The 23,359-nt window shown below is 37.7% G+C and carries 25 protein-coding genes and 1 pseudogene; 8 read left to right on the forward strand and 18 right to left on the reverse strand.

The features are described from left to right. The 8 genes from RM529_RS07360 to RM529_RS07395 form a co-directional block, all read left to right on the forward strand. Positions 1 to 180: hypothetical protein (locus RM529_RS07360; RefSeq protein ID WP_311484130.1), on the forward strand; the 180-nt coding region annotated here is incomplete at its 5' end. Positions 181 to 636: 456 nt separating this feature from the next. Further along, positions 637 to 1,281, forward strand: a complete 645-nt coding sequence (locus RM529_RS07365) for a hypothetical protein (RefSeq protein ID WP_311484132.1) — start codon at positions 637 to 639, stop codon at positions 1,279 to 1,281. A 341-nt stretch (positions 1,282 to 1,622) separates the two neighbouring features. Continuing rightward, complete coding sequence (locus RM529_RS07370) at positions 1,623 to 2,273, forward strand: hypothetical protein (RefSeq protein ID WP_311484134.1); 651 nt, start codon at positions 1,623 to 1,625, stop codon at positions 2,271 to 2,273. A gap of 34 nt (positions 2,274 to 2,307) precedes the next feature. Then, entirely contained in the window at positions 2,308 to 2,730 is a 423-nt protein-coding gene (locus tag RM529_RS07375; protein WP_311484135.1) for a hypothetical protein, read from the forward strand. Next, positions 2,721 to 5,285 (forward strand): SpaA isopeptide-forming pilin-related protein, encoded by a 2,565-nt coding sequence (locus RM529_RS07380; protein WP_311484137.1) that lies wholly within the window; start codon positions 2,721 to 2,723, stop codon positions 5,283 to 5,285. The genes RM529_RS07375 and RM529_RS07380 overlap by 10 nt, the downstream gene beginning before the upstream one ends. A 128-nt stretch (positions 5,286 to 5,413) precedes the next feature. Then, positions 5,414 to 6,001, forward strand: coding sequence for a hypothetical protein (locus RM529_RS07385; protein WP_311484138.1), 588 nt, complete (start codon positions 5,414 to 5,416; stop codon positions 5,999 to 6,001). Between the two features lie 7 nt (positions 6,002 to 6,008). Beyond that, positions 6,009 to 6,299 (forward strand): hypothetical protein, encoded by a 291-nt coding sequence (locus RM529_RS07390; protein ID WP_311484140.1) that lies wholly within the window; start codon positions 6,009 to 6,011, stop codon positions 6,297 to 6,299. Beyond that, on the forward strand, positions 6,253 to 6,588 hold the full coding sequence (locus RM529_RS07395; protein WP_311484141.1) for a hypothetical protein: 336 nt from the start codon (positions 6,253 to 6,255) through the stop codon (positions 6,586 to 6,588). The genes RM529_RS07390 and RM529_RS07395 overlap by 47 nt, the downstream gene beginning before the upstream one ends. Positions 6,589 to 7,085: 497 nt before the next feature. Here RM529_RS07395 and RM529_RS07400 read toward each other — a convergent pair. The 18 genes and pseudogenes from RM529_RS07400 to RM529_RS07485 all read right to left on the reverse strand — a co-directional run. Next, positions 7,086 to 7,491: pseudogene (locus RM529_RS07400) on the reverse strand (integrase core domain-containing protein); the annotation flags it as partial. Positions 7,492 to 7,587: 96 nt separating this feature from the next. Beyond that, positions 7,588 to 8,205 (reverse strand): bifunctional phosphoribosyl-AMP cyclohydrolase/phosphoribosyl-ATP diphosphatase HisIE, encoded by a 618-nt coding sequence (gene hisIE, locus RM529_RS07405; RefSeq protein ID WP_311484142.1) that lies wholly within the window; start codon positions 8,203 to 8,205, stop codon positions 7,588 to 7,590. Positions 8,206 to 8,243: 38 nt separating this feature from the next. Next, positions 8,244 to 8,999, reverse strand: a complete 756-nt coding sequence (gene hisF, locus RM529_RS07410) for an imidazole glycerol phosphate synthase subunit HisF (RefSeq protein ID WP_311484143.1) — start codon at positions 8,997 to 8,999, stop codon at positions 8,244 to 8,246. Between the two features lie 60 nt (positions 9,000 to 9,059). Continuing rightward, complete coding sequence (locus RM529_RS07415; protein WP_311484145.1) at positions 9,060 to 9,338, reverse strand: GIY-YIG nuclease family protein; 279 nt, start codon at positions 9,336 to 9,338, stop codon at positions 9,060 to 9,062. A 107-nt stretch (positions 9,339 to 9,445) separates the two neighbouring features. Next, on the reverse strand, positions 9,446 to 10,189 hold the full coding sequence (gene hisA / locus RM529_RS07420) for a 1-(5-phosphoribosyl)-5-[(5-phosphoribosylamino)methylideneamino]imidazole-4-carboxamide isomerase (RefSeq protein WP_311484148.1): 744 nt from the start codon (positions 10,187 to 10,189) through the stop codon (positions 9,446 to 9,448). A gap of 38 nt (positions 10,190 to 10,227) precedes the next feature. Next, positions 10,228 to 10,575 carry a four helix bundle protein gene (locus RM529_RS07425; RefSeq protein ID WP_311484151.1) on the reverse strand — a complete coding sequence of 116 codons (348 nt, stop codon included), beginning with the start codon at positions 10,573 to 10,575 and terminating at the stop codon, positions 10,228 to 10,230. A gap of 63 nt (positions 10,576 to 10,638) precedes the next feature. Then, positions 10,639 to 11,274: an imidazole glycerol phosphate synthase subunit HisH gene (hisH, locus tag RM529_RS07430; RefSeq protein WP_311484153.1), complete on the reverse strand. Its 636-nt coding sequence runs from the start codon at positions 11,272 to 11,274 to the stop codon at positions 10,639 to 10,641. A gap of 40 nt (positions 11,275 to 11,314) precedes the next feature. Next, positions 11,315 to 12,454, reverse strand: a complete 1,140-nt coding sequence (hisB, locus tag RM529_RS07435; RefSeq protein WP_311484155.1) for a bifunctional histidinol-phosphatase/imidazoleglycerol-phosphate dehydratase HisB — start codon at positions 12,452 to 12,454, stop codon at positions 11,315 to 11,317. Between the two features lie 4 nt (positions 12,455 to 12,458). After that, a complete protein-coding gene (gene hisC, locus RM529_RS07440) occupies positions 12,459 to 13,514 on the reverse strand; it encodes a histidinol-phosphate transaminase (protein WP_311484157.1) in 1,056 nt (351 codons plus the stop codon). Positions 13,515 to 13,646: 132 nt separating this feature from the next. Then, a complete protein-coding gene (hisD, locus tag RM529_RS07445; protein ID WP_311484159.1) occupies positions 13,647 to 14,930 on the reverse strand; it encodes a histidinol dehydrogenase in 1,284 nt (427 codons plus the stop codon). A 19-nt stretch (positions 14,931 to 14,949) separates the two neighbouring features. Further along, positions 14,950 to 15,813, reverse strand: coding sequence for an ATP phosphoribosyltransferase (gene hisG / locus RM529_RS07450; protein ID WP_311484160.1), 864 nt, complete (start codon positions 15,811 to 15,813; stop codon positions 14,950 to 14,952). 285 nt (positions 15,814 to 16,098) lie between these two features. Then, positions 16,099 to 16,914, reverse strand: a complete 816-nt coding sequence (locus tag RM529_RS07455) for a prohibitin family protein (protein ID WP_311484162.1) — start codon at positions 16,912 to 16,914, stop codon at positions 16,099 to 16,101. A 30-nt stretch (positions 16,915 to 16,944) separates the two neighbouring features. Continuing rightward, positions 16,945 to 17,748, reverse strand: a complete 804-nt coding sequence (gene fabG / locus RM529_RS07460) for a 3-oxoacyl-ACP reductase FabG (RefSeq protein ID WP_311484163.1) — start codon at positions 17,746 to 17,748, stop codon at positions 16,945 to 16,947. A 13-nt stretch (positions 17,749 to 17,761) separates the two neighbouring features. Further along, positions 17,762 to 19,798, reverse strand: a complete 2,037-nt coding sequence (locus RM529_RS07465) for a VWA domain-containing protein (protein ID WP_311484165.1) — start codon at positions 19,796 to 19,798, stop codon at positions 17,762 to 17,764. 202 nt (positions 19,799 to 20,000) lie between these two features. Beyond that, the gene (gene fabG / locus RM529_RS07470; protein ID WP_311484166.1) at positions 20,001 to 20,747 is read right to left on the reverse strand and encodes a 3-oxoacyl-[acyl-carrier-protein] reductase; all 747 of its coding nucleotides are present in this window, start codon (positions 20,745 to 20,747) and stop codon (positions 20,001 to 20,003) included. 124 nt (positions 20,748 to 20,871) lie between these two features. Then, entirely contained in the window at positions 20,872 to 21,747 is an 876-nt protein-coding gene (gene sucD / locus RM529_RS07475) for a succinate--CoA ligase subunit alpha (RefSeq protein ID WP_311484168.1), read from the reverse strand. A 269-nt stretch (positions 21,748 to 22,016) separates the two neighbouring features. After that, a complete protein-coding gene (locus RM529_RS07480; RefSeq protein ID WP_311484170.1) occupies positions 22,017 to 22,385 on the reverse strand; it encodes a nuclear transport factor 2 family protein in 369 nt (122 codons plus the stop codon). Positions 22,386 to 22,390: 5 nt separating this feature from the next. After that, positions 22,391 to 23,320 (reverse strand): UDP-3-O-(3-hydroxymyristoyl)glucosamine N-acyltransferase, encoded by a 930-nt coding sequence (locus tag RM529_RS07485; RefSeq protein WP_311484172.1) that lies wholly within the window; start codon positions 23,318 to 23,320, stop codon positions 22,391 to 22,393. Positions 23,321 to 23,359 lie beyond the last annotated feature (39 nt).

Here is a 23,359-nt window from a genome sequence, read left to right on the forward strand (position 1 = left end):
GAAATTTCTGATATCCAGGAAATTGATATGTCTGGAGTCTTTATGCTATATTTTCTAAAACGAAAGGCACAAGAAAAAGGATTAGAAGTTAATTTTATAGGTGTTGACAATGAAGTATTTAAATCTGCTTTAAAGTTCCTTGGGATAAGTCATATATTCGATAAGAAAGCGGCAGCTTGAATATTCCAAATATTTATTAAGAAATCCCTCAGTCTTATCTGAGGGATTTTTTTATTAAAATATACTGTACCTGTACCGGAATATATAAGTTGAAGCGGAACCTGCTAAACAGACCTGTTTTTTACTCTAAGCTTTATCTGCACTCTCCTTGGTTACAACCTGATTCATTAAAGAATTAAATTAACCTTATATGGTTTCTATATTTACCTGAGGTCCAGGTTTATTCCTCATAGATATAAAAAAAAAGCAGCTATCCTTTAATCCTTCTAAATATTAGGGAAAATAAAATCAGCCCTGTCACAATACCAGTTAATCATAAAGCTCTTAGTACAAGAATCATTTCATTGCTCTAAAACTTCTATTCACCTACACTCGCATGGCATTCAACGAAAAATTGAAAAATCTACGCCCTTAGCTAGTAGTTTTACCTCATTATTAATCTTAAATCTTTTTATTATGAAAAATTTTAAATCAATTTTCGCGTTAGCAGCAGTAATCGGTTTCCAGCAATTAAGTGCACAGGATAACAACGATACGAATATTGCTTCACACATTTTAGATGTAAACGTTCCTGAAGTTGCCTTATTGGATATTTATGATTCCAATACGGGAACTGAAGCAGCAGCTATTATGTTCGACATGACCAATGTAACGCTCTCCGGAACAAATGCGGAGGCCGGGCTTTATGCTTTTGAAGACATTAGTTATACAGATTTGTATCTGAATTATACGAGCGTCGTAGCTAACGCAGCGAATACCGAAGGCTATGATCTAACAAGGAAGATCAATGTGCAATTTGAACCAGGTAGTACCTTCCCCGGAAACCTTGATCTGAGAATTATGCCAGAAGCACCAGTAATCATTACTGATGGAGGAACAGCAGACTCTGCAGGGACCGTGATACCAGGAGGTGTAGCCTTAGGTGCTACAGTGCCAATTGGAACTGATGCTTTACTGGTAGATAGTATTGAAAGTGTATATACCGGAGACCAGGATTATGGTGTAAGACTTACTTATAGCCTGGAGCAGAATGGAAACTTCGCAGGATATAACGCCGGAAGCTACCAGTCTACCATTGTATATACCCTTACAGATTTATAATGCCTTTTTTGCCCCATTTTTTCAAAGGCTCTTTACACCTACGTAAAGAGCTTTTTTTTGATCAATAAAGGTTCGTTAGCATTGTTTTTCAGGTAGTGTCCCTGAAACAACCATTCAACTATACTAACATTCCATCTATCGAAAATAACCTGGTAAAGTAACCTTAGCTTCTAGCTTTGTAGATATATCATTTAAGACAAAACACATGAAAAATCTTATTCTAGCCGCAGCCTTCTTTCTACTAGTTATAGGCAATGCCTTTAGCAGCGTAGTCATATTAAACGGGCTTACCCATACTTACTCTGGAAGACCAGGAGATTACATACAAGGAACTCGTCCTAATGAACACTACAGATCGGGAACAACGAATTACTTTCAGGCTAAATGATGTTCTATTCTCCTGCGGAACTACAAGAGTGTTCAGTGAGAACACTTCACATGGCCAGTCTTCAAAAACATGGTTTGAAGGGAGCCTTATGGATAAAGTGTTACTCCCCAGAGAAAAATACATTTATAAGTATAGGATTCAAATTCCAAAGAATTCTGCTCTAAAAGGGTCTTTCTGGAGTGCTCTTATTATTGAAGTTGAGAAACCTGTAAAAGAAGAAAAATTAACAGCAAATATAGATCTGAATACTAAAATCCGCTATGCTGTAGGACTTATTACGAATGTCAATCAATTCAGTGAAGTCACACTTGATTTTGAAAACATTGAACTTGTTAACGATATAGAAAAAAACAACTTTCTGGAAATAAATCTATTCAATGCCTCCAGGTTTGTTGAAGGAGTAAGACTTTCTCTTGAAGTTTATAACGCCAAAGGTGAAAAAGTGTTGGAAAAGAACTCTGAAAGGCCAATGGTTTTCCCAAATATGTGTAAAGAGTTTGTATTGGACATACACGAACTGGAAAAAGGAGATTATGAATGTATCCTGATTGCAGACTCCCGAAAAGAATTTGTAGGAACGAACTTAAGCCTCAGTATTAAATAGATCGAAGTCTTTTTAATCTTTAAATACTTAACCTATGAAAAATATCGCATCAAATATCAGTTATATTATCCTGTTTCTTTTTTTTAGTTGTAAGGGAGAGTTGAAGAACGATAGTTTTGATGCAATTCCCAATCCTATTACCACAGAAGAAGAAAGCTTTATTTTAGAGAACGAATTCATTGAGGAAGCTAGTGATAATAGCCAGTCTAAGGAAGAATATTCCATTAAAGAAAAAACATCTTCAAAATCAAATCAGAAAGTTCAAAAAGAAATAGAAGAGAGTGCTTTAACATCTGTAAAACAGGAAAGCAAACAAGTAGAGAAGCAAACAATTGCCGCCTTTACTTCTGTGAAAAATAATTCTGAACCGGTAGAACTGGAGATTGAATTAATGAATACAAAGGATATATATATATACCTGGAAAAAAACAAACTATTTCACTGGAAGTGGAAATAGAGAAAGGTCAGGCAGATTCATTATCAATCCAGGCGAGAATGCCCGAGAACTGGAGCCTTATTTCCTCAAGCACGCTGGAGAATATTCAGTCGGGAAACAAGAAGTTCGCTTTAATAAGCCTATATATTCCGAAGAACGCATCTCCCGGAGAGAATACCTTTAAGTTATTGGTGATAGATGACAATGGTATACTAATTAAAGAAAAAGAAATAAACATTGAAATAGCTGAAAATTATGACCTAGAGGTTTTTAATATTTCAAGTCCTCAAAGTGTGAAGGCTGGAGAAGAAATAGAGGCTATGTATGGAATTAGGAATAACGGGAATATAACCCAGGAATTACTTTTGGATTCTAACGGGGATATTAATGATGAAGAATCCTTAATTATTACTCCAGATTCTTTAATGACTATACAGGTTTCAAAAAAGACTGAGGCAAAGGTTTATTATCTTATGAACGTAAGCACTTATTTGAATGTAAAAAGCACTACAGAAGACAAATCATATAGGGCCTATTCCAGTACTACCGTTTTTCCCAGTAAAATCAAGGAGAAAGATGCGTTTTTCAGGTTTCCTGTGAGAGCGAGTTTAAATTATAACAGTCATACTTATAAAGACAATCATTTTTCTACTATTTCGGCAGAATTAAGAGGAGACGGTTATCTTGATCTGGCTAAAAACCATCATCTTAACTTTACCTTTAGGGCTCCACAACAGCAGACCCTTAAGCGATTTGGGGTAACAGATCAATACAGCATTATCTATAATTACAAAGATAAGACTACCGTATATCTTGGCGATCATGCCTACTTCATCAATAGGTTGGGTTTTAACAGCAGGTATGGGATGGGCTTTAGGATAGATCAAAAGTATAAAGACTGGCTATTTACCGCCTATTATTCCAAGCCTAGACTTTACAGCTTTAATTCGGCTCCTCTTTATGGTGTGAAAAGTGTGTACCGGGTAAATGATTCACTATTTATAGGTGCTTCCCTGGCAGCTTCAAAAGGTACTCTGCAGGGAGCCAGCCGCCAAATTGAGGCAAACCCTAATGAAAAAGGCCAGATCGCTACGGTTAACCTTGATTATAAAAACCAAGGCACCAGCATAGAAGCTGAATTGTCAGGAAGTTTTACAAATAAGGCTTCAGATTTTGCCGGTTACCTGAACCTCGTACAAAATTTTGAAAATTTAACCTATAGCGGCACCTTAAGTTTGTCTGGAGAAAATTACTTCGGGACCATGAGAAACAGCCTGCAATATTCTAACAGTCTTTTCTATAAACTGAGTAAATGGAATTTTGCCGCAGGACAAACCGTATCTAGAGTGAATAGACGTTTAGATCCCTTATTTTATGCGGCTGAACCTTACTATGAAAATTTCTATGCTCTTGTAGGATATCGCTTCAATAAAAAGCATTATGTAAATGTAAGAGCAGATAAGCGAGAGCGTGAAGACCAGCTTGAACCCAAATCTTATTTTTATAAAGAACATGGTATTCTTTACCGCTATTTATATTCCGGAGAAACGTTTCATTTCAACTTTAATGGCCGTATTGCCAAAACCAGCAATTTATTGCTAGAGAATAATGCCTATAGAAATTCTTTCTCTCATAACCTTAATGGATCCTACAGGATGATAGAGGGATTAACATTAAGAGCTGGTATAAATCATAACTATAACAATCGCTACGGAAATAGTAGCAATAGTACAAACTATACCCGTTACCACATGGGACTTAACTACAACTTTAATCGGAATATACGTATTAACGCAACTTATAATAGTGGATTTAGCCCCGATGAAAGTTACTTGAGGAGGGATTTTATAAATTCCAATATTCTGCTAAGACTTAATAAAAACCATCAATTTGAATTTAGGGCAAATTATTACCAAAATGCCGGAATATTAAACAGAAAAGAGCTTTTAGCACTGGGCAAATATAACTATACCTTCGGCGTGCCTTTAAAAAGAGTACTGGATCAGGGAAGTTTGCAAGGAGTGATATTTTCTCAGAATGCGGCAATATCAGTTGAAAATATTAAAATTATAGCTGCGGGACATAAAATTGCTACCGATAAAAAAGGAAGATTTGAACTTAATAATCTTCCCCTTGGTAAAAACTATTTATTTATAGAGGAAGCTTCTCTGCCAGAAGGAGTAGTTGTTAGTAAAAAAGCTCCAATGGAAATAGATATTAGCAATGATAAAACTCAAAATTTGTCTTTTGAACTGGTACAGGGTGGAAATATTAATGGAACCGTTCAACTTATAAAGGGAAAAGATACTTTAGGTTTCCAGGGTTATATAAAACTTACCAATGAGGAGTTTAGCTATTTTGTCGAGTCTGATAACGATGGCCTGTTTGCCTTTAAAAATATTGTACCCGGTAATTATAATCTGGACCTGGTAAGGTTTAAAGAAGAAGATTATGAAAGTTTACAAAATACCCAAATAAATGTCAAAGGAGGAAGTGTCGCTACTATCCTAATACCGCTCACCCCGAAAGAACGTAAAATTAAATTCAGCAAAAAGAATTTCAGTTTAGGTAAATAAGTATGAGATGAGCATAACAGGAATAAAAAAAAACAAACAATGATGAACCTGTCTGCTGGCCAAGCAGGGATATGCGAATTGCTCCCTTTTGCTATCTGAAGACTAATAAAAACGACAAATACCAGCATATGAAAAATCAGCATATACAACAAAGCCTCGTTCTTTTCTTATTCCTATGGATTGGAATAAGTTCCCGGGGTCAGGAAACAATCAATGCTTCAAACCCAAGTTCGTTCATTTTGGGAGGAGGCCAGGAGTCTTCTACAGCTGTAGTTGATTTGCAGCCAATAGCAATCACAGATCTTGAGCCAGATCCTGCTACCGGTTTTTCCGGCAGTACAATAGGAATGGAGGCAGGAAATCCTTTTACCGGAACCGGAAGCCCCAGCACCGGAGAATTTTGGCTGAATTTCACTTATAGATCACATAACTATCAGAATGCGAGAATTTTTGCAAGTATTAATCAGCCTATTCCAGGGGATATGATAATTAGCATTCAAGTTGTAAACACTGCCAAGGTAAACGGAGTATTTAATGCCAACCCAAATAGCAACCCAATTAATTTATCTACGAGTGAGCAGGTTATTGTATATGACTTTACAAGTGGATATACCGGGGATGGAGAAGGAACAGGATATCTAATACAATATAATATTACAAACCCGAGCTCTCTTTCCTTACCTCCCGGTTTTGAAATAGTGTTTGAAATAAAATAAACTAATTATGAAAAAGTTAATTATACTTCCGTTGCTCCTTTTGGTTTCTAGCACAGTTTTAAGTCAGATTTTACTAGGCACCCTGGATGTAACAGGAATGCCGACCTTTATCCAATCCCTTGATGAAATAGTCAGGGAGGCGGGACTTGATGATACCACCGTAGGCTTTGAAAGTGACTTTGATGCCAACCTGATAGGATTTGTTTTAGACCCCCTACTACTTTTAGGTTCAGAACTGGTTTGTGAAGCGAATGTATTTCGCTATAGTGTATATTCATGCACAAAATGCCCCGGCTAATTTTATTCTTGAAGCCCGGACATATCTTAATAGTGGCAAACGCTTTCCTGAAATAAGCCTTTACGATGCTCTACCGTTACAACCATTAGGGCCGCGAGACCTTACTCCCGAAAATGGGGGTAATTATATCCCTGTTCCGAATGACAGATCCCAGGCGATTAAAGTTTTTGAGTTCATAGGATGCAGGACAGATATCCCTGTTCAGTTTAGAATTAGGGCTAGTTCACTGGTTCCTGCCCGTAGCAGCAATTTTCAAATCTTTTATACAGTAGTGGGTAGTGTGTTATGATATGCCTTCTAGTATTTGACCGGAATATCAATACCCTAAAAATCAGTATAATTTAAAATGCACAACGGGTTCTACTACTTTATTTATAAAATAAAAGCTAATCAAATGGTTTTTTGAGTAATTTTTAGGCTTTGACTTTTATAATTTATGAATTACAATAATTCTAAACATTAATATTTCTTTATATAAAGTGTGTAGGTAAAACTCAGGAATAGCAGGAGGGTAACACGCCGTGCAGGTTACGTGCTATCTTATCACCATAGTTTTCAGTATTTTAATATTTTAAATTCTTTGTAATTAATACTAGAACTCCTATGAACACGGGAATTTCTCATTAAAAATTGAAGAATCTGCAATTCAACAGATAGAAAAATTAGAACTTATAATGTACCTGTGAAAACCTAATATTTCGAACTTTTTTATAAAAATGTGCTTATGCCAGTAGGAGTGAGAAGTTTTTTATGAAAAATATTCGTAGTGGCACGCTCATTTATGGTTTATAATAGCAGGTTAAATTTTGCATATTCTATAAGTGCCATTTTTCCTAATGCATCATGAGGTCTTTGATGATTGTAATCATCCATCCACATTTGAGTTTGTTCTCTTACCTGATCCTAGTCTTCAAAAATGTATTTATTTAAAACCCCTCTTCTTTAAGTCCCATTAAATTTTAATAAAAGCGTTCTGTATAGGTTTTCCTCGCTGGATATACTGGAAATCTATTCAATGCATCTGGCTCCGCTCTGAAGCTATTTTAGCAATGAACTCCGGGCCATTATCCATTCTCATCTTCTGAGGTTTTGTTATTGGGTTGATTAAATGGTTTAACACCCAAATTACCCTATTGCTGGGTAGGGAAAAATCAACTTCGATATGAAGTAATTCCCGGATGTAATCATCAATATCCCATTTTTAAAGGTAAACTTTATTTATTCCACTATAATTCCCTTCCTTTTCAAGGAAGGGAGGCCATAAGGCCGGGGTGGTCCGTAACCTATTCTAATGCCTTTCTTCAAGCACTTTTACCACATCTTTTAAAGAATATCCTTTTGCCTTCAGTAAAATCAGGTAATGGAAAAGCAAATCTGCACTTTCATTCAGGAATAATTCTTCGTTATCATCTTTTGCTTCAATAACTGTTTCCACAGCCTCTTCCCCTACTTTCTGAGCGATCTTGTTGATTCCTTCATCAAAAAGAGAAACCACATAACTGGATTTATCCTCTCGTAATTCCGGCTCCACCTCACTCATTCTTTTGCGTTTCGCTATAATTCCTTCCAATTGAGAAAGAAACCCAAAATTAGGCTCATTTTCTTCGGCCCAGCAAGTATCTGTTCCCTTATGGCAGGTAGGACCTTCAGGATTTACACTAATTAACAGCGTATCATTATCACAATCATTTTTAATAGCGACAAGATGAAGAAAATTGCCACTTTCCTCGCCTTTTGTCCATAGCCTGTTTTTGGTCCTGCTGAAAAATGTTACTTTTTTGGTCTCGCTGGTCTTCAGGAAAGCTTCTTCGTTCATGTAGCCAAGCATCAGCACATTTTTTGTTGAAGCATCCTGAATAATGGCTGGAACGAGTCCGTCACCGTTTTTATTAAAGTCTATGTTCATCTTATAATTTTGTAAATCTTAAACTTTGATTTTTTTATCTACAGTCGCACGGCAACTCCGTTCTTTCGCAATTCTTCTTTTAAATCCTTAATTTCTATTTCCTTAAAATGAAAAACACTTGCAGCAAGTGCCGCATCAGCTTTTCCTTCCTTAAAAGTATCGGTAAAATGCTGCATATTCCCCGCTCCACCTGAAGCAATTATAGGAATATTTAATTCCGAAGATAATTTTGCCAGTGCGATATTCGCAAAGCCGCCTTTTGTACCGTCGTTATTCATGGATGTAAACAGGATTTCTCCGGCTCCGCGTTCCTCAACTTCCTTTGCCCATTCAAAAAGATCCAGCTCTGTCGGAACCTTTCCTCCAACAAGATGAACAAGCCACTTCCCATGCACCTGCTTGGCATCTATAGCGACAGTGATACACTGACTCCCAAATTTTCTTGCCAGCTCATTTATAAGCCCCGGATTCTTTACTGCGGAAGAATTCACCGAAACCTTATCGGCCCCATTCTGAAGCAAAACATCCACATCTTCTACTGAAGATATTCCGCCGCCAACAGTAAACGGAATGTTTACTTTTTCAGCAACACGCAGGACGAGCTTAGCTAATGTTTTACGGCGCTCTTCTGTAGCCGAAATATCCAGGAAAACCAATTCATCTGCGCCAGACTCAGCATAAATAGCCGCCAGTTCCACAGGATCTCCCGCATCACGCAAATCCACAAAATTGACGCCTTTCACCGTACGGCCGTTTTTGATATCCAAACAGGGAATTATTCTTTTTGTTAGCAAAATTTATAGAATTAAAAGTTCAATAGTTCTGTCATCCCGGACTCGATCCGGGATCTCATCCTAATATTGTAAAGTTCGTAATTCTGGATTCTTTCCTCTAATTAAATCCAGTTTCCAGTCTTTCTTCCAGTTCTTTAATTGTTTTTCTCTGAGTATAGACTGATTTACGTCGTTGTACTCCTCAAAGTAGATCAAATCTGTTAAATTATATTTCGATGTAAATTTGCTCCCAGTCCCACCCGCATGCTGCGAAATTCTACGCTTTAAATCTTGCGAAACACCTACATAAAATGTTGTACGATATTGATTAGTCATTATATAATCGAAATATATTTTCATTACCAATGAAGTGTGAGATGCTGAATCAAGTTCAGCATGACAAAGATTTTCATTTTAAGATTGTCTTTATTAATTTATAACTTTTATTTATTTCAAATTATCAATTTCTAAAGCCTTTTCAGAATAAACCCTTCCAGCTGCTTCAGGCTAATCCTTTGTTCGTAAATCGCTTTTCCAATAATTGTTCCTTCACAACCAATTTCTGCTAAACGCGGAAGCTCATCAAACGTCGAAATTCCGCCGGATGCAATTAGATTCAGTTTACCTTCATTTTCTCCTGATGTTTCCTCCAGTATTCTCTGGTACAATTCAAAAGACGGCCCTTCCAGCATTCCGTCTTTGGAAATATCGGTACAAATGATGTACTTCACTCCCTCCTGCTGATATTCTTTTATAAACGGAATAAGCTCCTTCTCCGATTCTTCCTGCCAGCCGCTGATTGCCACCTTTTCCTCATTTGCATCTGCTCCTAGAATTATCTTTTCTGATCCAAATTTTTGCAACCAGGATTTAAATATTTCAGGATTCTTAACGGCTATGCTGCCTCCCGTCACCTGATTTGCACCACATTCAAAAGCGATCTCCAGATCTTTATCAGATTTTAATCCACCGCCAAAATCAACCTTTAAATTTGTTTGGGACGCTATTTCCTCCAGGACTTTATGATTTACAATGTGTTTGGATTTGGCTCCATCCAGATCAACTAAATGTAAATATTCTATACCATGGGCTTCAAATTTCTTCGCCACCTCAAGAGGATGCTCATCATAGATTTTCTTGGTGCTGTAATCTCCTTTAGAGAGTCTTACACATTTTCCTTCAATGATGTCTATGGCGGGAATGATTCTCATTTTAAAGTTAGAATTTAGAAGTTTGAAGTACGAATTATTTATTTATGTTGTCTTGCTTTATTTATTGAAGCTACCACAATAGAAACTATTTCATTGGCCTCTTTATGTAATGTTTTTAGCTCTTCTTTATTGTCGTTGAGAACCTCCATTAAGAGCTCCAGAAAATACATGCTTTCATCAGCTTCTTCCTCAACTATTTTTAATTTATTTATAAAATCAGCTGTAGATTTAGCTCTTTGTGAGGCCCGATAATTTGCACCCACAGAACTGGATGAGCGGATTAACTGGTTCACGTAAGCATTATATTCTCGTGAATGTGGAATTTTAGAGCAGATCTTCCAACAGTTCACAGCAAATAACTTCGTTCTATCCTTCAAATTTTGCACAACACTTACTTTTATTAACTCTAGTATATCGTACCTCTAACTTCGTACTTCTAATCTCATTCTTTAATTCAACTTCAGAAAATTCTTCAAGATTTTCTCCCCGGCATTACTGCTTTTTTCAGGGTGAAACTGGACTCCGTAAAAGTTGTTTTTCTTAATGGCAGAAGTGTATTCCACTCCGTATTCAGTAGAAGCTATAGTTTCCTCACATTCGGGAATGTAAAAGCTATGTACGAGGTACACATATTCTTTTTCGTTTATTCCTTCAAAAAGTTCTGACTTAAGATCAAAAATATGATTCCATCCTATTTGCGGCACCTTTAGTTTGTTGTCGAATTTAACTACCTGTGCATCAAAAATTCCGAGTCCGGTGGTATCCCCTTCTTCACAATAATCGCACATAAGCTGCATTCCCAGGCAAATTCCCAGAACTGGCTGTTTTAGAGTCGGAATTACTTTTTCCAATCCTGTAGATTTCAGCATCTTCATGGCACTGCTGGCTTCCCCCACACCTGGGAAAATCACTTTATCGGCAGCACGTATTTCTTCTGCGTCACTGGTAAGAACCGCTTCAAAACCAAGTCTTTGTACAGCAAACTTGATGCTCTGGATATTTCCCGCGCCGTAATCTATAATAGTTATCCCCCCAGCCCCCGAAGGGGGTGCTTCAAGTTCATTTTTTAATTTGTTATCACTCATAATATAAAAATTACTGAAAATGGCCGATTTAGAACCTTGGTTATAACATTCCTTTTGTTGAAGGTAAAATCATTTTCTCTGCATCACGCTTTACCGCCATTTTGATGGCTTTGGCAAAAGCTTTAAATATCGCTTCTATTTTATGATGCTCGTTGGTACCTTCAGCTTTTACATTCAGGTTTGCTTTTGCTCCGTCAGTAAAAGATTTGAAAAAGTGATAAAACATTTCTGTAGGCATTTTACCTACCATTTCACGATTAAATTCCGCTTCCCATACCAGCCAGTTCCTTCCGCCAAAGTCAATCGCCACCTGTGCCAGGCAGTCATCCATTGGTAAACAGAAGCCATAACGTTCTATTCCTAGTTTATTTCCCAATGCTTTACTATAGACTTCTCCCAATGCTATTGCGGTATCTTCAATAGTGTGATGCTCATCCACTTGAAGATCCCCTTCAACTTTTACCACAAGGTCCATTTGTCCATGCCGTGCGATTTGATCCAGCATATGGTCAAAAAAAGCTATTCCGGTCGATATTTGTGATTTTCCGGTGCCGTCCAGGTTAAATTTTATAAAAATATTGGTCTCATTTGTTTTACGGCTAATCTCTGCCGTACGGTCATTTAGCTTTAGAAATTCGTAGATTTCTTTCCAGCTATCTGTCTTAAGCGCAATACATTTATCCAGGATCTTCTTTTCGTTTTTTAGTTCCTCTGCACCCAACTCTTCATGCGTATTAATAAATATACCTTTACCTTCAAAATTGTGGGCAAATTCCATATCGGTTAATCTGTCGCCAATCATGTAGGAGTTTTTGAGATCATATTCCGGGTTATTCAAGTATTTTTCCTCCAGCAGACCGGTATTTGGTTTTCGGGTATGGGCGTTGTCTTTAGCAAAAGTACGATCGATAAGAGCATCCATAAATTTAATTCCCTCGTTGGCTAAAGTTTTAGTAATAAAATTCTGAATTGGCCAGAAATCGCTTTCAGGAAAAGAATCGGTTCCTAATCCATCCTGATTGGTCACCATCACCATTTCATAATCCAGTTCCTTAGCTATTTTGGTAAGATAATAAAGCGCTTCAGGGTAAAATTCCAACTTGTCCAGACTGTCGATCTGATAATCTTCAGGTTCGTGAATTAAAGTACCGTCACGATCTATAAATAAAACCTTTTTCATTTTATTATTGCTTAAGGCTCTTCAAAGCCTTGATTAATTTTTCGTTTTCTTCTTTTGTGCCTACCGTAAATCTCAGTGTATTTTCACAAAGTGGCTGCGTTGTTCTGTTCCTGATCACTATTCCTTCAGAAATTAATTCATCATAGCGTCGGGTTGCATCATCTACTTTTAGAAGAATAAAATTAGCATCAGAAGAGTAAGTTTTTTCAATAAATTTTATTTCATCCAATTCTTTAAATAAACGCTTCCTTTCATTCAGAATATCAGATACTTCTGAATTTACTTTCTCCTGATCTATCACTCTAGCCAGCGCTCTTTGTTGCGTAAGTTCGTTTACATTATAGGGCGGCTTGATCTTGTTTAAAATCTGAATAATTTCTTCTGAAGTATAACAAATTCCAAGTCTTATTCCTGCCATTCCATAAGCTTTGGATAAGGTTTGGGTAATCACCAAATTCGGATATTTTTCCAACTGAAGCAGCCAACTTTTCTTCGCTGAAAAGTCAATATAAGCCTCATCAATTACCACAAGCCCGTTAAAATCCTGAAGGATTTGGGAGATATTTTCTTCTGAAAAAGAATTTCCGGTCGGGTTATTTGGCGAACAGAGAAAGATGATTTTTGTCTGCTCATCTGTTGCTTTCAGAATTTTGGCGACATCAGGTTCAAAATCGGGAGTCAGCAGAATTTCCCTGTTTTCGATATTGTTGATATTTGCCAAAACCTTATACATACCGTAAGTAGGGGGTAATGTTATCACATTATCTTTTCCGGGTTCACAGAAAGCCCTGAACAGTAAATCCAGTACTTCATCACTGCCATTACCCAAAAGTATAGTTGAAGTGTCTACACCTTTTATTTTACTTAATTCGGACCTTAAACTGCGCTGCTGCGGATCGGGATACCGGTTTACATCTGTTTGAAACGGATTTTCATTGGCATCCAGAAACACCATTTCTGAGCCTGTGCTCTGATATTCGTCCCTCGCAGAAGAATACGGTTTTAAACCTGCTACATTGGGGCGTACCAAATTATTTATATTGAAATTTTCTGCTTGCATTAATTATTCTTCAGTTTAATTATTCCGCCTTCCGGGAAAAACTTTTTATCTAATTCCAATCGATGCTGAAAGAAGTTCAGCATAAGCCTCATCTTCAAATCGACACATCTTCAAATTTTCAAATCAGTACATTTAACCCAGCTCCTTCAATCTTAAACTCACCGCGTTTTTATGCGCCTGCAGGCCTTCCGCTTCTGCCATTAACTCTATTGCAGGTCCAATATTTTTAATTCCTTCTTCAGAAATCTTCTGAAAAGTCATACTCTTCATAAAACCATCCAGGTTCACCCCGCTATACTGTTTTGCATAACCATTTGTTGGCAAAGTATGGTTGGTCCCAGAAGCATAATCTCCCGCACTCTCGGGAGTATAATTTCCAATAAAAACGGAGCCTGCATTTTCCACATTATCGACATAGAAATTGTTGCTCGTGGTGCAGACAATAAAATGTTCGGGCCCGTATTCGTTTATAATTTCCAGTGCCGTTTCTTTATCTTCAACAAATATCAGCTTCGAGTTTTCTATAGCTTTTTCTGCTATTTCCTTTCTTGGCAGAAGTTTGATCTGAGATTCTATTTCTTTTTCCACTTCATCCATAAACTTTTCTGAAGTAGAAATCAGGATCACCTGACTATCAGCTCCATGTTCTGCCTGGCTCAATAAATCTGAAGCTACAAAAGCAGCATTAGCAGATTCATCTGCCATTACTAACAGTTCTGAAGGCCCCGCGGGCATATCGATGGCAACATTATGTTTTGTAGCCAACTGTTTTGCCACGGTAACAAACTGATTTCCAGGTCCAAAAATTTTATAAACCTTCGGAATCGTCTGTGTTCCGAATGTCATTCCTGCAATTGCCTGTATTCCGCCAACCTTAAATATTTTTGTTACTCCGCACAAGTGCGCAGTATATAAAATTGCGGGGTGTACGCTGCCCTCTTTGTTTGGCGGGGTACAAAGCACGATTTCTTTACAACCCGCAATTGTTGCCGGAATCGCAAGCATCAGGATTGTAGAAAATAATGGAGCCGTTCCACCGGGAATGTACAAACCAACTTTCTGAATTGGACGCTTCTCCTGCCAGCACTGCACACCTTCAGCAGTTTCTACAGTAACTTTTTCTGTTTTTTGAGCAGCATGAAATTTTTCAATATTGGCATATGCCAGATGAATAGCATCCTTCAGTTCCTGTGAAACCCTGTTACGGGCATCATCAATTTCCATAGAAGAAATACGAATGTTTTCAGGCTTAAAACCATCAAAAATCTCCGTGTATTTCTCTATAGCCGCATCGCCATCCTGAATAACTTCTGCAAAGACTTTATTGACCGTTTCTTCAATATCATTAACAGTACTGGTGGGCCTTTTTAAAAGTTCCAGCCTTTCTGAAGCCGCAGGATTATATATTTTATTCATGGTTTCCTCTTTCAAAAAATTAAAGCACCATTTTCTCAATAGGCGCAACTAAAATACCTTCTGCCCCATTATTCTTTAGCTCATCAATAACTTCCCAAAACCGTTCTTCATTAATAACGGTATGGATGGAACTCCAGCCTTCTTCAGCCAAAGGAAGAACCGTTGGGCTCCTCATTCCCGGTAACAGCTTTATAATATTATCCAGGTTCTCGTTGGGAGCATTTAAAAGTATATACTTAGAAGTACGTGCGTTTAAAACAGATTTAAAGCGAAACTGCAACTTCTCCAGAATAGCTTTTCTTTCTTCGGAAATTTTTGGAGAAATAGCTAATACTGCTTCACTTTTCAGCATTACTTCCACTTCTTTCAGGTTATTCTTAAAAAGTGTGCTTCCGCTGGAAACAATATCACAAATACCATCGGCAAGTCCTATGTTCGGAGCAATTTCCACAGAACCATTAATAATATGAAGATCTGCAGTTAATCCCTTTTCCTTAAGAAATTGGTTCACGGTATTAGGATAAGAAGTAGCTATTTTTTTTCCGTCTAGATCTTTCAAACCCTTGTATTTCATGGATTTTGGAACCGCAAGTGAAACACGACATTTCGAAAAGCCCAGTTTTTCACCCCGAATAATATCCTTGCCTTTTTCAACCAGTACATTTTCCCCAATAATAGCCGCATCTACCACACCATCTCTTAAATACTGCGGAATATCGCCATTTCGTAAATACATGACCTCCAAAGGAAAATTACGTGCCGAGGCTTTTAGTTGCTCTTTCCCATTATCTATGGAAACCCCTGCATCCTTAAGGATTTTCAAGGAATCTTCATTAAGTCTTCCGGACTTTTGTATGGCTATTCTCAGTTTTTCTGTGCTCATTGGTTTCTTTTTTATACTGGCGTTTCCTTTATTTTTTTGTGTCAGTGTCTTTTCTTAAAAGATCCTGAATACAGGACTATTACTATTGTTTAAAATAAAAAACCCGTCTGATTGGCTCAAACGGGTTTTGAAATATGGTGAAAATTACAGCATACCAAACTTACCTCGCCTAAGCGTAGAAGTAAACATGATGATGATGTAATTGTATTGCTCTCATAACTGTGACAAATCTAATCATAATTTTCAAAAAGCAAAATAGCTTTTCTGGTTTTTATGAATTGTTTTTTAATTATCTCCAAGGATAAGTGGCAAACCGTTTTCTCCGGAGCCGATAATTACTGTTTTAGCATTGCCAGATTTAGCCAACTCCAATGTTGCCTGTATCCCTTTTTCCTGCAAAACTTTATCTGTTAAAGACTCACTTAAAATTCTGTTTGCACGGGCTTTACCTTCAGCGTCTATTCGCTGGCGCTCGGCCTCCTGCTCTGCTTTTGTTAAACGGAATTCATATTCCAAAGACTCTTGTTCCTGTCTCAATTTGCGTTCAATCGCATCTTTAATAGTGGACGGCAAAGAAACATCCCTTACAAGAACCTCGTTTACCTGAACATACTGCTCTGCCAGTAAAATGTTGGTTTCTTCATAAATCTCTTTCTGAATTGCTTCTCTCTTGCTTGCATAAAGCTGCTCGGGATTATAACGCCCAACTACTGCACGAGCTGCAGATCTCACTGCTGGTTGCAATAAACGCTGAATATAAGCTTCTCCTTTTTCCTGGTGAAGTTTTCCCAGGGCGCTATATTCCGGCTGAAACCAAACTGAAGCATCTAATTTAATCTCCAGGCCATTGGAGGATAAAACTTGCATTTTTTCATCTAAGGATTGCTGGCGCACTTCATAGATAAAAACTTCGTTCCACGGGGCTACAACATGAAAACCTTCACCTAAAGGAGGCTCATCGGTAACCACACCGCCGCCAAAGGTTTTATACAAAACTCCGGCTTCCCCGGATTCTACGGTGACCGCAGACTTTGCTATAAGAATTATTAAAAATACGGCAACAATAAATGCGGGAATTGCAATTTTCGGTAATCTTTCCATTCTTTTAATTTGATTTAAAAATTTTTGTGTTTAACCATTCCCGATAAAACCGGGATAAAGTGACATACCGCCATCCACAAAAATGGTGGTACCATTTACATATTCAGATTTATCTGAAGCCAGCCAAAGCACAACTTCAGAAACATCTTCGGGTTCTCCTAATCGATTGTACGGGATAAGTTTCAGCAGCTCTTTCACCTGCTTTTCATCCTTCCATACATCTTCGTTAATAGCAGTTTTTATAGCTCCGGGAGCCACGCTGTTCACACGTATAAGTTTATTTGCCACCTCCTGAGAAAGTGTTCGCATAAATTCTGTAAGTCCGCCTTTGGCTGCAGCGTAATTGATATGGCCTGCCCACGGAATTTCCTGATGAACAGAACTCATAAAAATTACTTTTCCGGCAGATTTGCTTACCCCTTCTACAACTCCACGTTTCAAAAAATATCGTACCGCGGCCCTGGAACAAAGAAAAGCTCCGGTCAAATTGGTCTTTATAACAAGCTCCCAATCCTTTAAAGTCATTTCGTCCAAAGGTGCATCTTTCTGGATGCCGGCATTACTTATCAGGATATCCAAATTCTCATAAGTATCAAAGACTTTCTCAAACATTCCCTCTACCTCGGCTTCGTCGCCAACATCTGCCCGGTGTGCAAAAGCTTCGCCACCTTCTTTTTTAATAGTTTCTACAGTATCTTTGGCTCCTTCTTCATCACTGTGATAATTCACTGCAACTTTCGCTCCTGCCCTTGCAAGATAAATAGCAACACTTTTCCCAAGGCCAGAACTTGCTCCTGTAACCAATGCAACCTGATTTTTAAGCGATTTTTCCATAGCGAAGATTTATTTAAATTAAACCGGTATATTTTCTATAAAACCACTCCGCTGCAAGCAGTGAAACCAGCAGAAACAGTAGTAAATACCAATCGATCAAAGGTACTGTTTTTTCACGGCTTTTTTGCACCGGAAGAAAACGTTTATCCTCCAGAAGATCCTGAATCAATTCTTCTGCAAAATTAGGAAAATAAAGCGCTGTATTATTATTTCCGGCCAAAGCACGCAGCTTTTCAATATCTGCTGAAATAAATTGCTGTTCTACATCAAAATCTATAACTGTGAAGCCTCCGTTTTCTGAAATTGTTGAATTTTCAGCCTTTATTTTAAAAGAATATTCTCCAGCTTCGATATTCCCCAGGTCAACTTCATAATGGTTATTCCTTAGCAATAACGGAAATTCAAGAATTTCTTCGGTTTCCTCATTTTTAAGCTGAATTTCCATTCTTGCTCGTGGATCAAACTCATAATTCTCATCAAAATATTGAGCAGAAATGGCTATGCTGTTATTTCCGTAGTAAAAAGTTTCATAATCCACTGTTAAGCGATCATTTCTTGTCTTAGAAGATAAATTCTGAATTATTTTTCCTAAAAAGTCGTCAAATTGCCGAAAATTGCCATTTTCCAGGTAGGATTGTGAACGCCATTTCCAGATATTCTCACCAAACAAAACCCCTTGTTTTGAAGAATTTTTATCTGAAACAGCCAGTAAAGGTTGCTCTGTTTCTATTCCTTCTATTTGCTGAAACAAAAGTATATTAAATGAATTATTTAAAAATTCTATACTGCCAAAGTTGTCCTGCAAGGGAGGAAAATCTTCAAAACCAATATCTTTAAACTGAAATTTATTGAAGTTGTTATTTATAAAAGGAAAAATGTCCAGTTCCTGAAAAGATGCATCTTTCTGAAAATGCTCCTGAACCATATTAAGGAAATTCCAGTCAGTTTTTGTTCCTGTCACCAGAAAAGAGTTTAAATTTTTTTGCTGAATTTCTTCAAATATTGACTTAAAGCTATTATTTGGCTGATAAATTATAATTAATTGATAATCTTCTAATTGTAAATTACCAGAATCAATATATTTAATAATTGCCTGCCGTTGTTCGTTAGATTCGATCGACTTTTTTAGGGCACCAAGATCGGGATGTGCAATTGCAGAAAGAATTATAACATTGGTTCTTTCATCTATAACTTCTACAGCAAATTTTTCAGCATTATTGCCTTTATTCTTTTCATTTTCCAGAGGAACAATTTCAGCTTCATAAGTCAGCACTCCAAGTTGCGAAGCGGCCAATGTCGTATTGAAAATTGCAGAATTCTGAGCTTCACTAAATTCAACTTCTTCAGAATAAATAATATTCTCCCCAGACCGGATTATAAAATTTGTAGAAACATTTTCTTCGCCGGTGTAGTTAACAATAGCCTCTACAGGAAATTGATTGTTCAAAAATGCATAGCGATTCACATTTAAGTTCGATAATTGCAAATCTGAATACCGCGCCGTATCCCCAACAACCATCGGAAAAATGGAAGAGTTATCGCCAGCTTTAAAATATTGATAATCCCGACCTATAGTCTGATTGCCATCTGAAATTAAAACCATTGCAGTATTTTCCCTGCGGTATAATTTATTAATCTGATTTAGCGCTGCGGAAATATCGGTTTGAGGCGCTTCAAAAGACAAGTTACCACCTGTAGAGAGTTGTTGCCCAAAACCGACTTGCTGCACATTAAACCGCTCCTGAATATCTTCGTTTTGCTCGATCTGCTGAACGATAGCCCGCACCGTATCAGCCTGCTCCAAATGTGCAATAGATTCCGAATCGTCTACTGCCAGCACCAGGTTGGCCTTTTCGAGTTCGTAAGTAGTTGAGGAAATTTCCGGATTAATAAGCAGGAGCAGCAATATAAAAACCGACAAAAAGCGGAGCGAAAAAAAAATATAATTGTTTCTGGTTCTTTTATTATTCCTAAAGAGATATTGAAAAAAAGCAAACCCCAGCGCGAAGATCGCAGCCAGGGCTATAAATAAAATAGTGCTTATTTCCATTGGAAGTAAGAGGTATGAGATACGAAGTTAGAAGGTAGAACTACGGAATACGGGATTAGAAGTAGGAGATTAGAAGTTAGAAGTGAAAAACCGATGAAGTCTGAAACACCTGATGTAGGGTTAAAAAGGAAAAAATATAGCTAAGAGTTTCCTTGATCTTAGATTTCTAACCTCGTACTTCGCACCTCTAATTTCTAACCTCCTAAGTTAGCATTCCGCCGTTTACATGCAGTACCTGTCCTGTCACGTACGTACTAAGGTCGCTTCCTAAAAATACGCAGGCATTGGCGATATCTTCCGGTGTACCACCTCTTTTTAGCGGAATGGAATCTCTCCAGCCCTCTACAGTTTTCTCGTCCAGTTTTTCAGTCATTTCAGTTTCAATGAATCCCGGCGCGATAACGTTAGTGCGAATATTTCTTGAACCAAGTTCCAGAGCCATAGATTTGGAGAAACCTATTATTCCCGCTTTGGAAGCTGCATAATTCGCCTGACCGGCATTTCCTTTAACTCCAACCACTGAACTCATATTAATAATACTGCCGCTTCTTTGCTTAAGCATGGTACGCTGAATAGCTTTCGTCATATTAAAAATTGACTTCAGGTTCACCTCGATTACCTGGTCAAAATCTTCTTCACTCATTCGCATAAGCAAATTATCTTTGGTAATCCCCGCGTTGTTAACAAGCACGTCTATGGCACCAAAATCTTCAGCAACATTCTTTATTAATTCCTGAGCTTCCTCAAAACTGGCAGCGTTGGATTTATATCCTTTGGCTTTGATTCCCATTCCCGATAATTCTTTTTCCAGCTCTTCGGCAGCTTGTGCTGAAGAGGCATACGTAAAAGCAACATTAGCACCGTGTTCTGCAAAAACTTTAGCTATTCCTCTACCGATTCCGCGGCTTCCACCTGTAATTATCGCATTTTTTCCTTCTAATAATTTCATAAATTAATTGCTTAGATTGTATTGTAGCTCAAATATAGCAAAACCAAAAAGGTAAGAAATGAAAAATCCTTCTGAAATTACCAGTTGGGATAATTCCAGAAGGATAAGCTTTTTATATTAATATTTAGCCGTTTAAAACCTCAGCTACTTTTTTACCAATTTCAGCAGGGGAATCCACAACGTGAATTCCGTTCTCTTTTAAAATAGCTTTTTTAGCCTGTGCAGTATCTTCACTACCTCCAACGATAGCTCCGGCGTGGCCCATTGTTCTTCCTGCAGGTGCAGTTTCCCCGGCTATAAATCCTATAACAGGCTTTTTATTTCCGTTTGCTTTTACCCACTGAGCAGCATCGGCTTCCAATTGTCCACCAATCTCACCAATCATTACAATACATTCTGTTTCATCGTCGTTCATCAATAACTCCACAGCTTCTTTTGTGGTAGTTCCAATGATTGGATCTCCGCCAATACCAATGGCTGTAGTGATTCCCAGACCTTGTTTTACAACCTGATCTGCTGCTTCATAAGTAAGTGTCCCAGATTTTGAAACGATTCCTACTTTTCCTTTTTTGAAGACAAATCCAGGCATGATCCCTACTTTTGCTTCTCCGGGAGTGATTACTCCGGGACAGTTAGGGCCAATTAAACGGCAATCTTTATGTTTTATATATTCTGAAGCTTTCACCATATCGGCAACCGGAATTCCTTCAGTAATTGTAATAATCACCTTAATTCCCGCATCTGCAGCTTCCATAATAGCATCTGCAGCGAATGCCGGTGGCACAAAAATGATTGAAACATCTGCTCCTACTTTTTCCACAGCTTCAGAAACTGTATTAAAAACAGGTTTGTCAAGGTGTTTACTACCCCCTTTTCCGGGAGTTACACCACCAACAACATTAGTTCCGTATTCTATCATTTGTTCTGCATGAAAAGTACCTTCACTTCCGGTAAACCCCTGCACGATTATCTTTGAATCTTTATTTACTAAAACGCTCATAAATATGTATTGATTTTTGCGATAACAAAAGTAAGTTTTTAAAAATAAAGTTTAAAGCCTTTTAGAAAGTTTATTGACAGAAGTTGAGCGGCAGGTACTACTTAATTAGTTCTGAAAATGAGCCGAAAATTTAAACAGCTTAAAGATACTGCCAAAAATGGCAATTTTCGACATCCTGTCTAAAGCTTGCTGAACAGCAGTATCCTACTACAATTAATCCTGAAAAATAAAAGGAAAGATTTCAGCTGAAGCTAAAAAAATAGATAAAGCTAATCTGCCAGCTGACTAAATTGGTGACCTTTATATAATTTATCGTTCCTTAATTCCCATATGGCCATAAAATGCGCGATCGGAATTTCTTCATCGGGGTTCTCGATAGTATTTCCATGGTAAGTGAAATCGATAACGACCTGGTGGCCTTCCTGAAGAACATTTTTAATTTCTATTCTTAAAAATTCATAAGAACTGGCCATTTCTGCAGCAAACGCAGCAATATCTTCAAAATTCATTAATCGCAGGCCTGTACTGCTATTCCAGGATAGTTCGACCTCAGGATGGAGGTACTTTTTTGCTACATCAGGATCTGTATAAAAACATTCGTAGAATTTTTCGATTATTTCTTTTTCCTGTATGCTCATATCCGCTATTTTAATTTGGCGATCAAGTTAGGTAATTGTCGTAAAAGTGCCAACTCTTTTAATTTTGCCCTGGCTTCCATAGCAGGATTTCCGGTATAGGTTTTTCCTTCTTGTGTAGATTTGGTGATACCGGCCTTTCCCATTAAAACTCCTCCTTTTTTTACTACAATGCCACTGCGCATTCCCACCTGGCCCCAAACAGTAACTTCATCTTCAATTATTACTGCCCCGGCAATCCCCACCTGTGATGCGATAAGGCATCTTTGCCCGATCACAGTATCGTGGCCAATCTGGATAAGGTTATCCAGTTTTGTGCCCTCGCCAATCGTGGTATCTCCGGTTACTCCTTTGTCTATCGTGCAATTTGCACCAATGTCCACATTGTTTTTTATAACTACCCTTCCGCCCGATTTTAACTTATCGAAGCCTTCAGGACGGTTTTTATAATAGAATGCATCGCCTCCCAATACAGTTCCGGAATGTATAGTTACATTATTCCCGATTACTGCATTATCGTAAATACTAACATTGCTATGAATAAGGCAATTATCGCCAACTACAACATTATTTCCTATAAAAACATTCGGCTGAATAATGGTATTCTCCCCGATTTTAGCTGAAGGAGAAATATTTTTTTCAGACTTCTGAAAAGGCCTGAAATAATCGGTGAGTTTATTAAAATCCCTGAAAGGATCATCTGAAATCAGCAATGCTTTTCCTTCAGGGCAGTCCACTTCTTTGTTAATAAGTACAATAGTTGCTGCAGAATTTAATGCCTTCTCGTAATATTTGGGATGATCTACAAAAACAATGTCACCCGGTGTTACTACATGAATTTCATTCATTCCCTCTACCGGAAAATTTTCATCTCCCACATATCTACAGGAGAGAATTGTAGCAATTTGTTTTAATGTATGTTTTTGCTGAAATTTCATTTCTTAGTCTTTAGACACTGGACGATAGACTGTGGACAA

It is taken from the genome of Autumnicola edwardsiae (assembly GCF_031846505.1).
Classification (GTDB): Bacteria; Bacteroidota; Bacteroidia; order Flavobacteriales; family Flavobacteriaceae; genus Autumnicola; species Autumnicola edwardsiae.

Excerpts from the sequence above, each read along its gene's own strand:
- RM529_RS07365 (WP_311484132.1), top strand. The coding sequence starts at position 637 with ATGAAAAATTTTAAATCAATTTTCGCGTTAGCAGCAGTAATCGGTTTC.
- RM529_RS07370 (WP_311484134.1), top strand. The coding sequence starts at position 1,623 with ATGAACACTACAGATCGGGAACAACGAATTACTTTCAGGCTAAATGAT.
- RM529_RS07375 (WP_311484135.1), top strand. The coding sequence starts at position 2,308 with ATGAAAAATATCGCATCAAATATCAGTTATATTATCCTGTTTCTTTTT.
- RM529_RS07385 (WP_311484138.1), top strand. The coding sequence starts at position 5,414 with ATGAAAAATCAGCATATACAACAAAGCCTCGTTCTTTTCTTATTCCTA.
- RM529_RS07390 (WP_311484140.1), top strand. The coding sequence starts at position 6,009 with ATGAAAAAGTTAATTATACTTCCGTTGCTCCTTTTGGTTTCTAGCACA.
- RM529_RS07395 (WP_311484141.1), top strand. The coding sequence starts at position 6,253 with ATGTATTTCGCTATAGTGTATATTCATGCACAAAATGCCCCGGCTAAT.
- hisIE (WP_311484142.1), bottom strand. The coding sequence starts at position 8,205 with ATGAACATAGACTTTAATAAAAACGGTGACGGACTCGTTCCAGCCATT.
- RM529_RS07415 (WP_311484145.1), bottom strand. The coding sequence starts at position 9,338 with ATGAAAATATATTTCGATTATATAATGACTAATCAATATCGTACAACA.
- hisA (WP_311484148.1), bottom strand. The coding sequence starts at position 10,189 with ATGAGAATCATTCCCGCCATAGACATCATTGAAGGAAAATGTGTAAGA.
- hisH (WP_311484153.1), bottom strand. The coding sequence starts at position 11,274 with ATGAGTGATAACAAATTAAAAAATGAACTTGAAGCACCCCCTTCGGGG.
- hisB (WP_311484155.1), bottom strand. The coding sequence starts at position 12,454 with ATGAAAAAGGTTTTATTTATAGATCGTGACGGTACTTTAATTCACGAA.
- hisC (WP_311484157.1), bottom strand. The coding sequence starts at position 13,514 with ATGCAAGCAGAAAATTTCAATATAAATAATTTGGTACGCCCCAATGTA.
- hisD (WP_311484159.1), bottom strand. The coding sequence starts at position 14,930 with ATGAATAAAATATATAATCCTGCGGCTTCAGAAAGGCTGGAACTTTTA.
- hisG (WP_311484160.1), bottom strand. The coding sequence starts at position 15,813 with ATGAGCACAGAAAAACTGAGAATAGCCATACAAAAGTCCGGAAGACTT.
- RM529_RS07455 (WP_311484162.1), bottom strand. The coding sequence starts at position 16,914 with ATGGAAAGATTACCGAAAATTGCAATTCCCGCATTTATTGTTGCCGTA.
- fabG (WP_311484163.1), bottom strand. The coding sequence starts at position 17,748 with ATGGAAAAATCGCTTAAAAATCAGGTTGCATTGGTTACAGGAGCAAGT.
- RM529_RS07465 (WP_311484165.1), bottom strand. The coding sequence starts at position 19,798 with ATGGAAATAAGCACTATTTTATTTATAGCCCTGGCTGCGATCTTCGCG.
- fabG (WP_311484166.1), bottom strand. The coding sequence starts at position 20,747 with ATGAAATTATTAGAAGGAAAAAATGCGATAATTACAGGTGGAAGCCGC.
- sucD (WP_311484168.1), bottom strand. The coding sequence starts at position 21,747 with ATGAGCGTTTTAGTAAATAAAGATTCAAAGATAATCGTGCAGGGGTTT.
- RM529_RS07480 (WP_311484170.1), bottom strand. The coding sequence starts at position 22,385 with ATGAGCATACAGGAAAAAGAAATAATCGAAAAATTCTACGAATGTTTT.
- RM529_RS07485 (WP_311484172.1), bottom strand. The coding sequence starts at position 23,320 with ATGAAATTTCAGCAAAAACATACATTAAAACAAATTGCTACAATTCTC.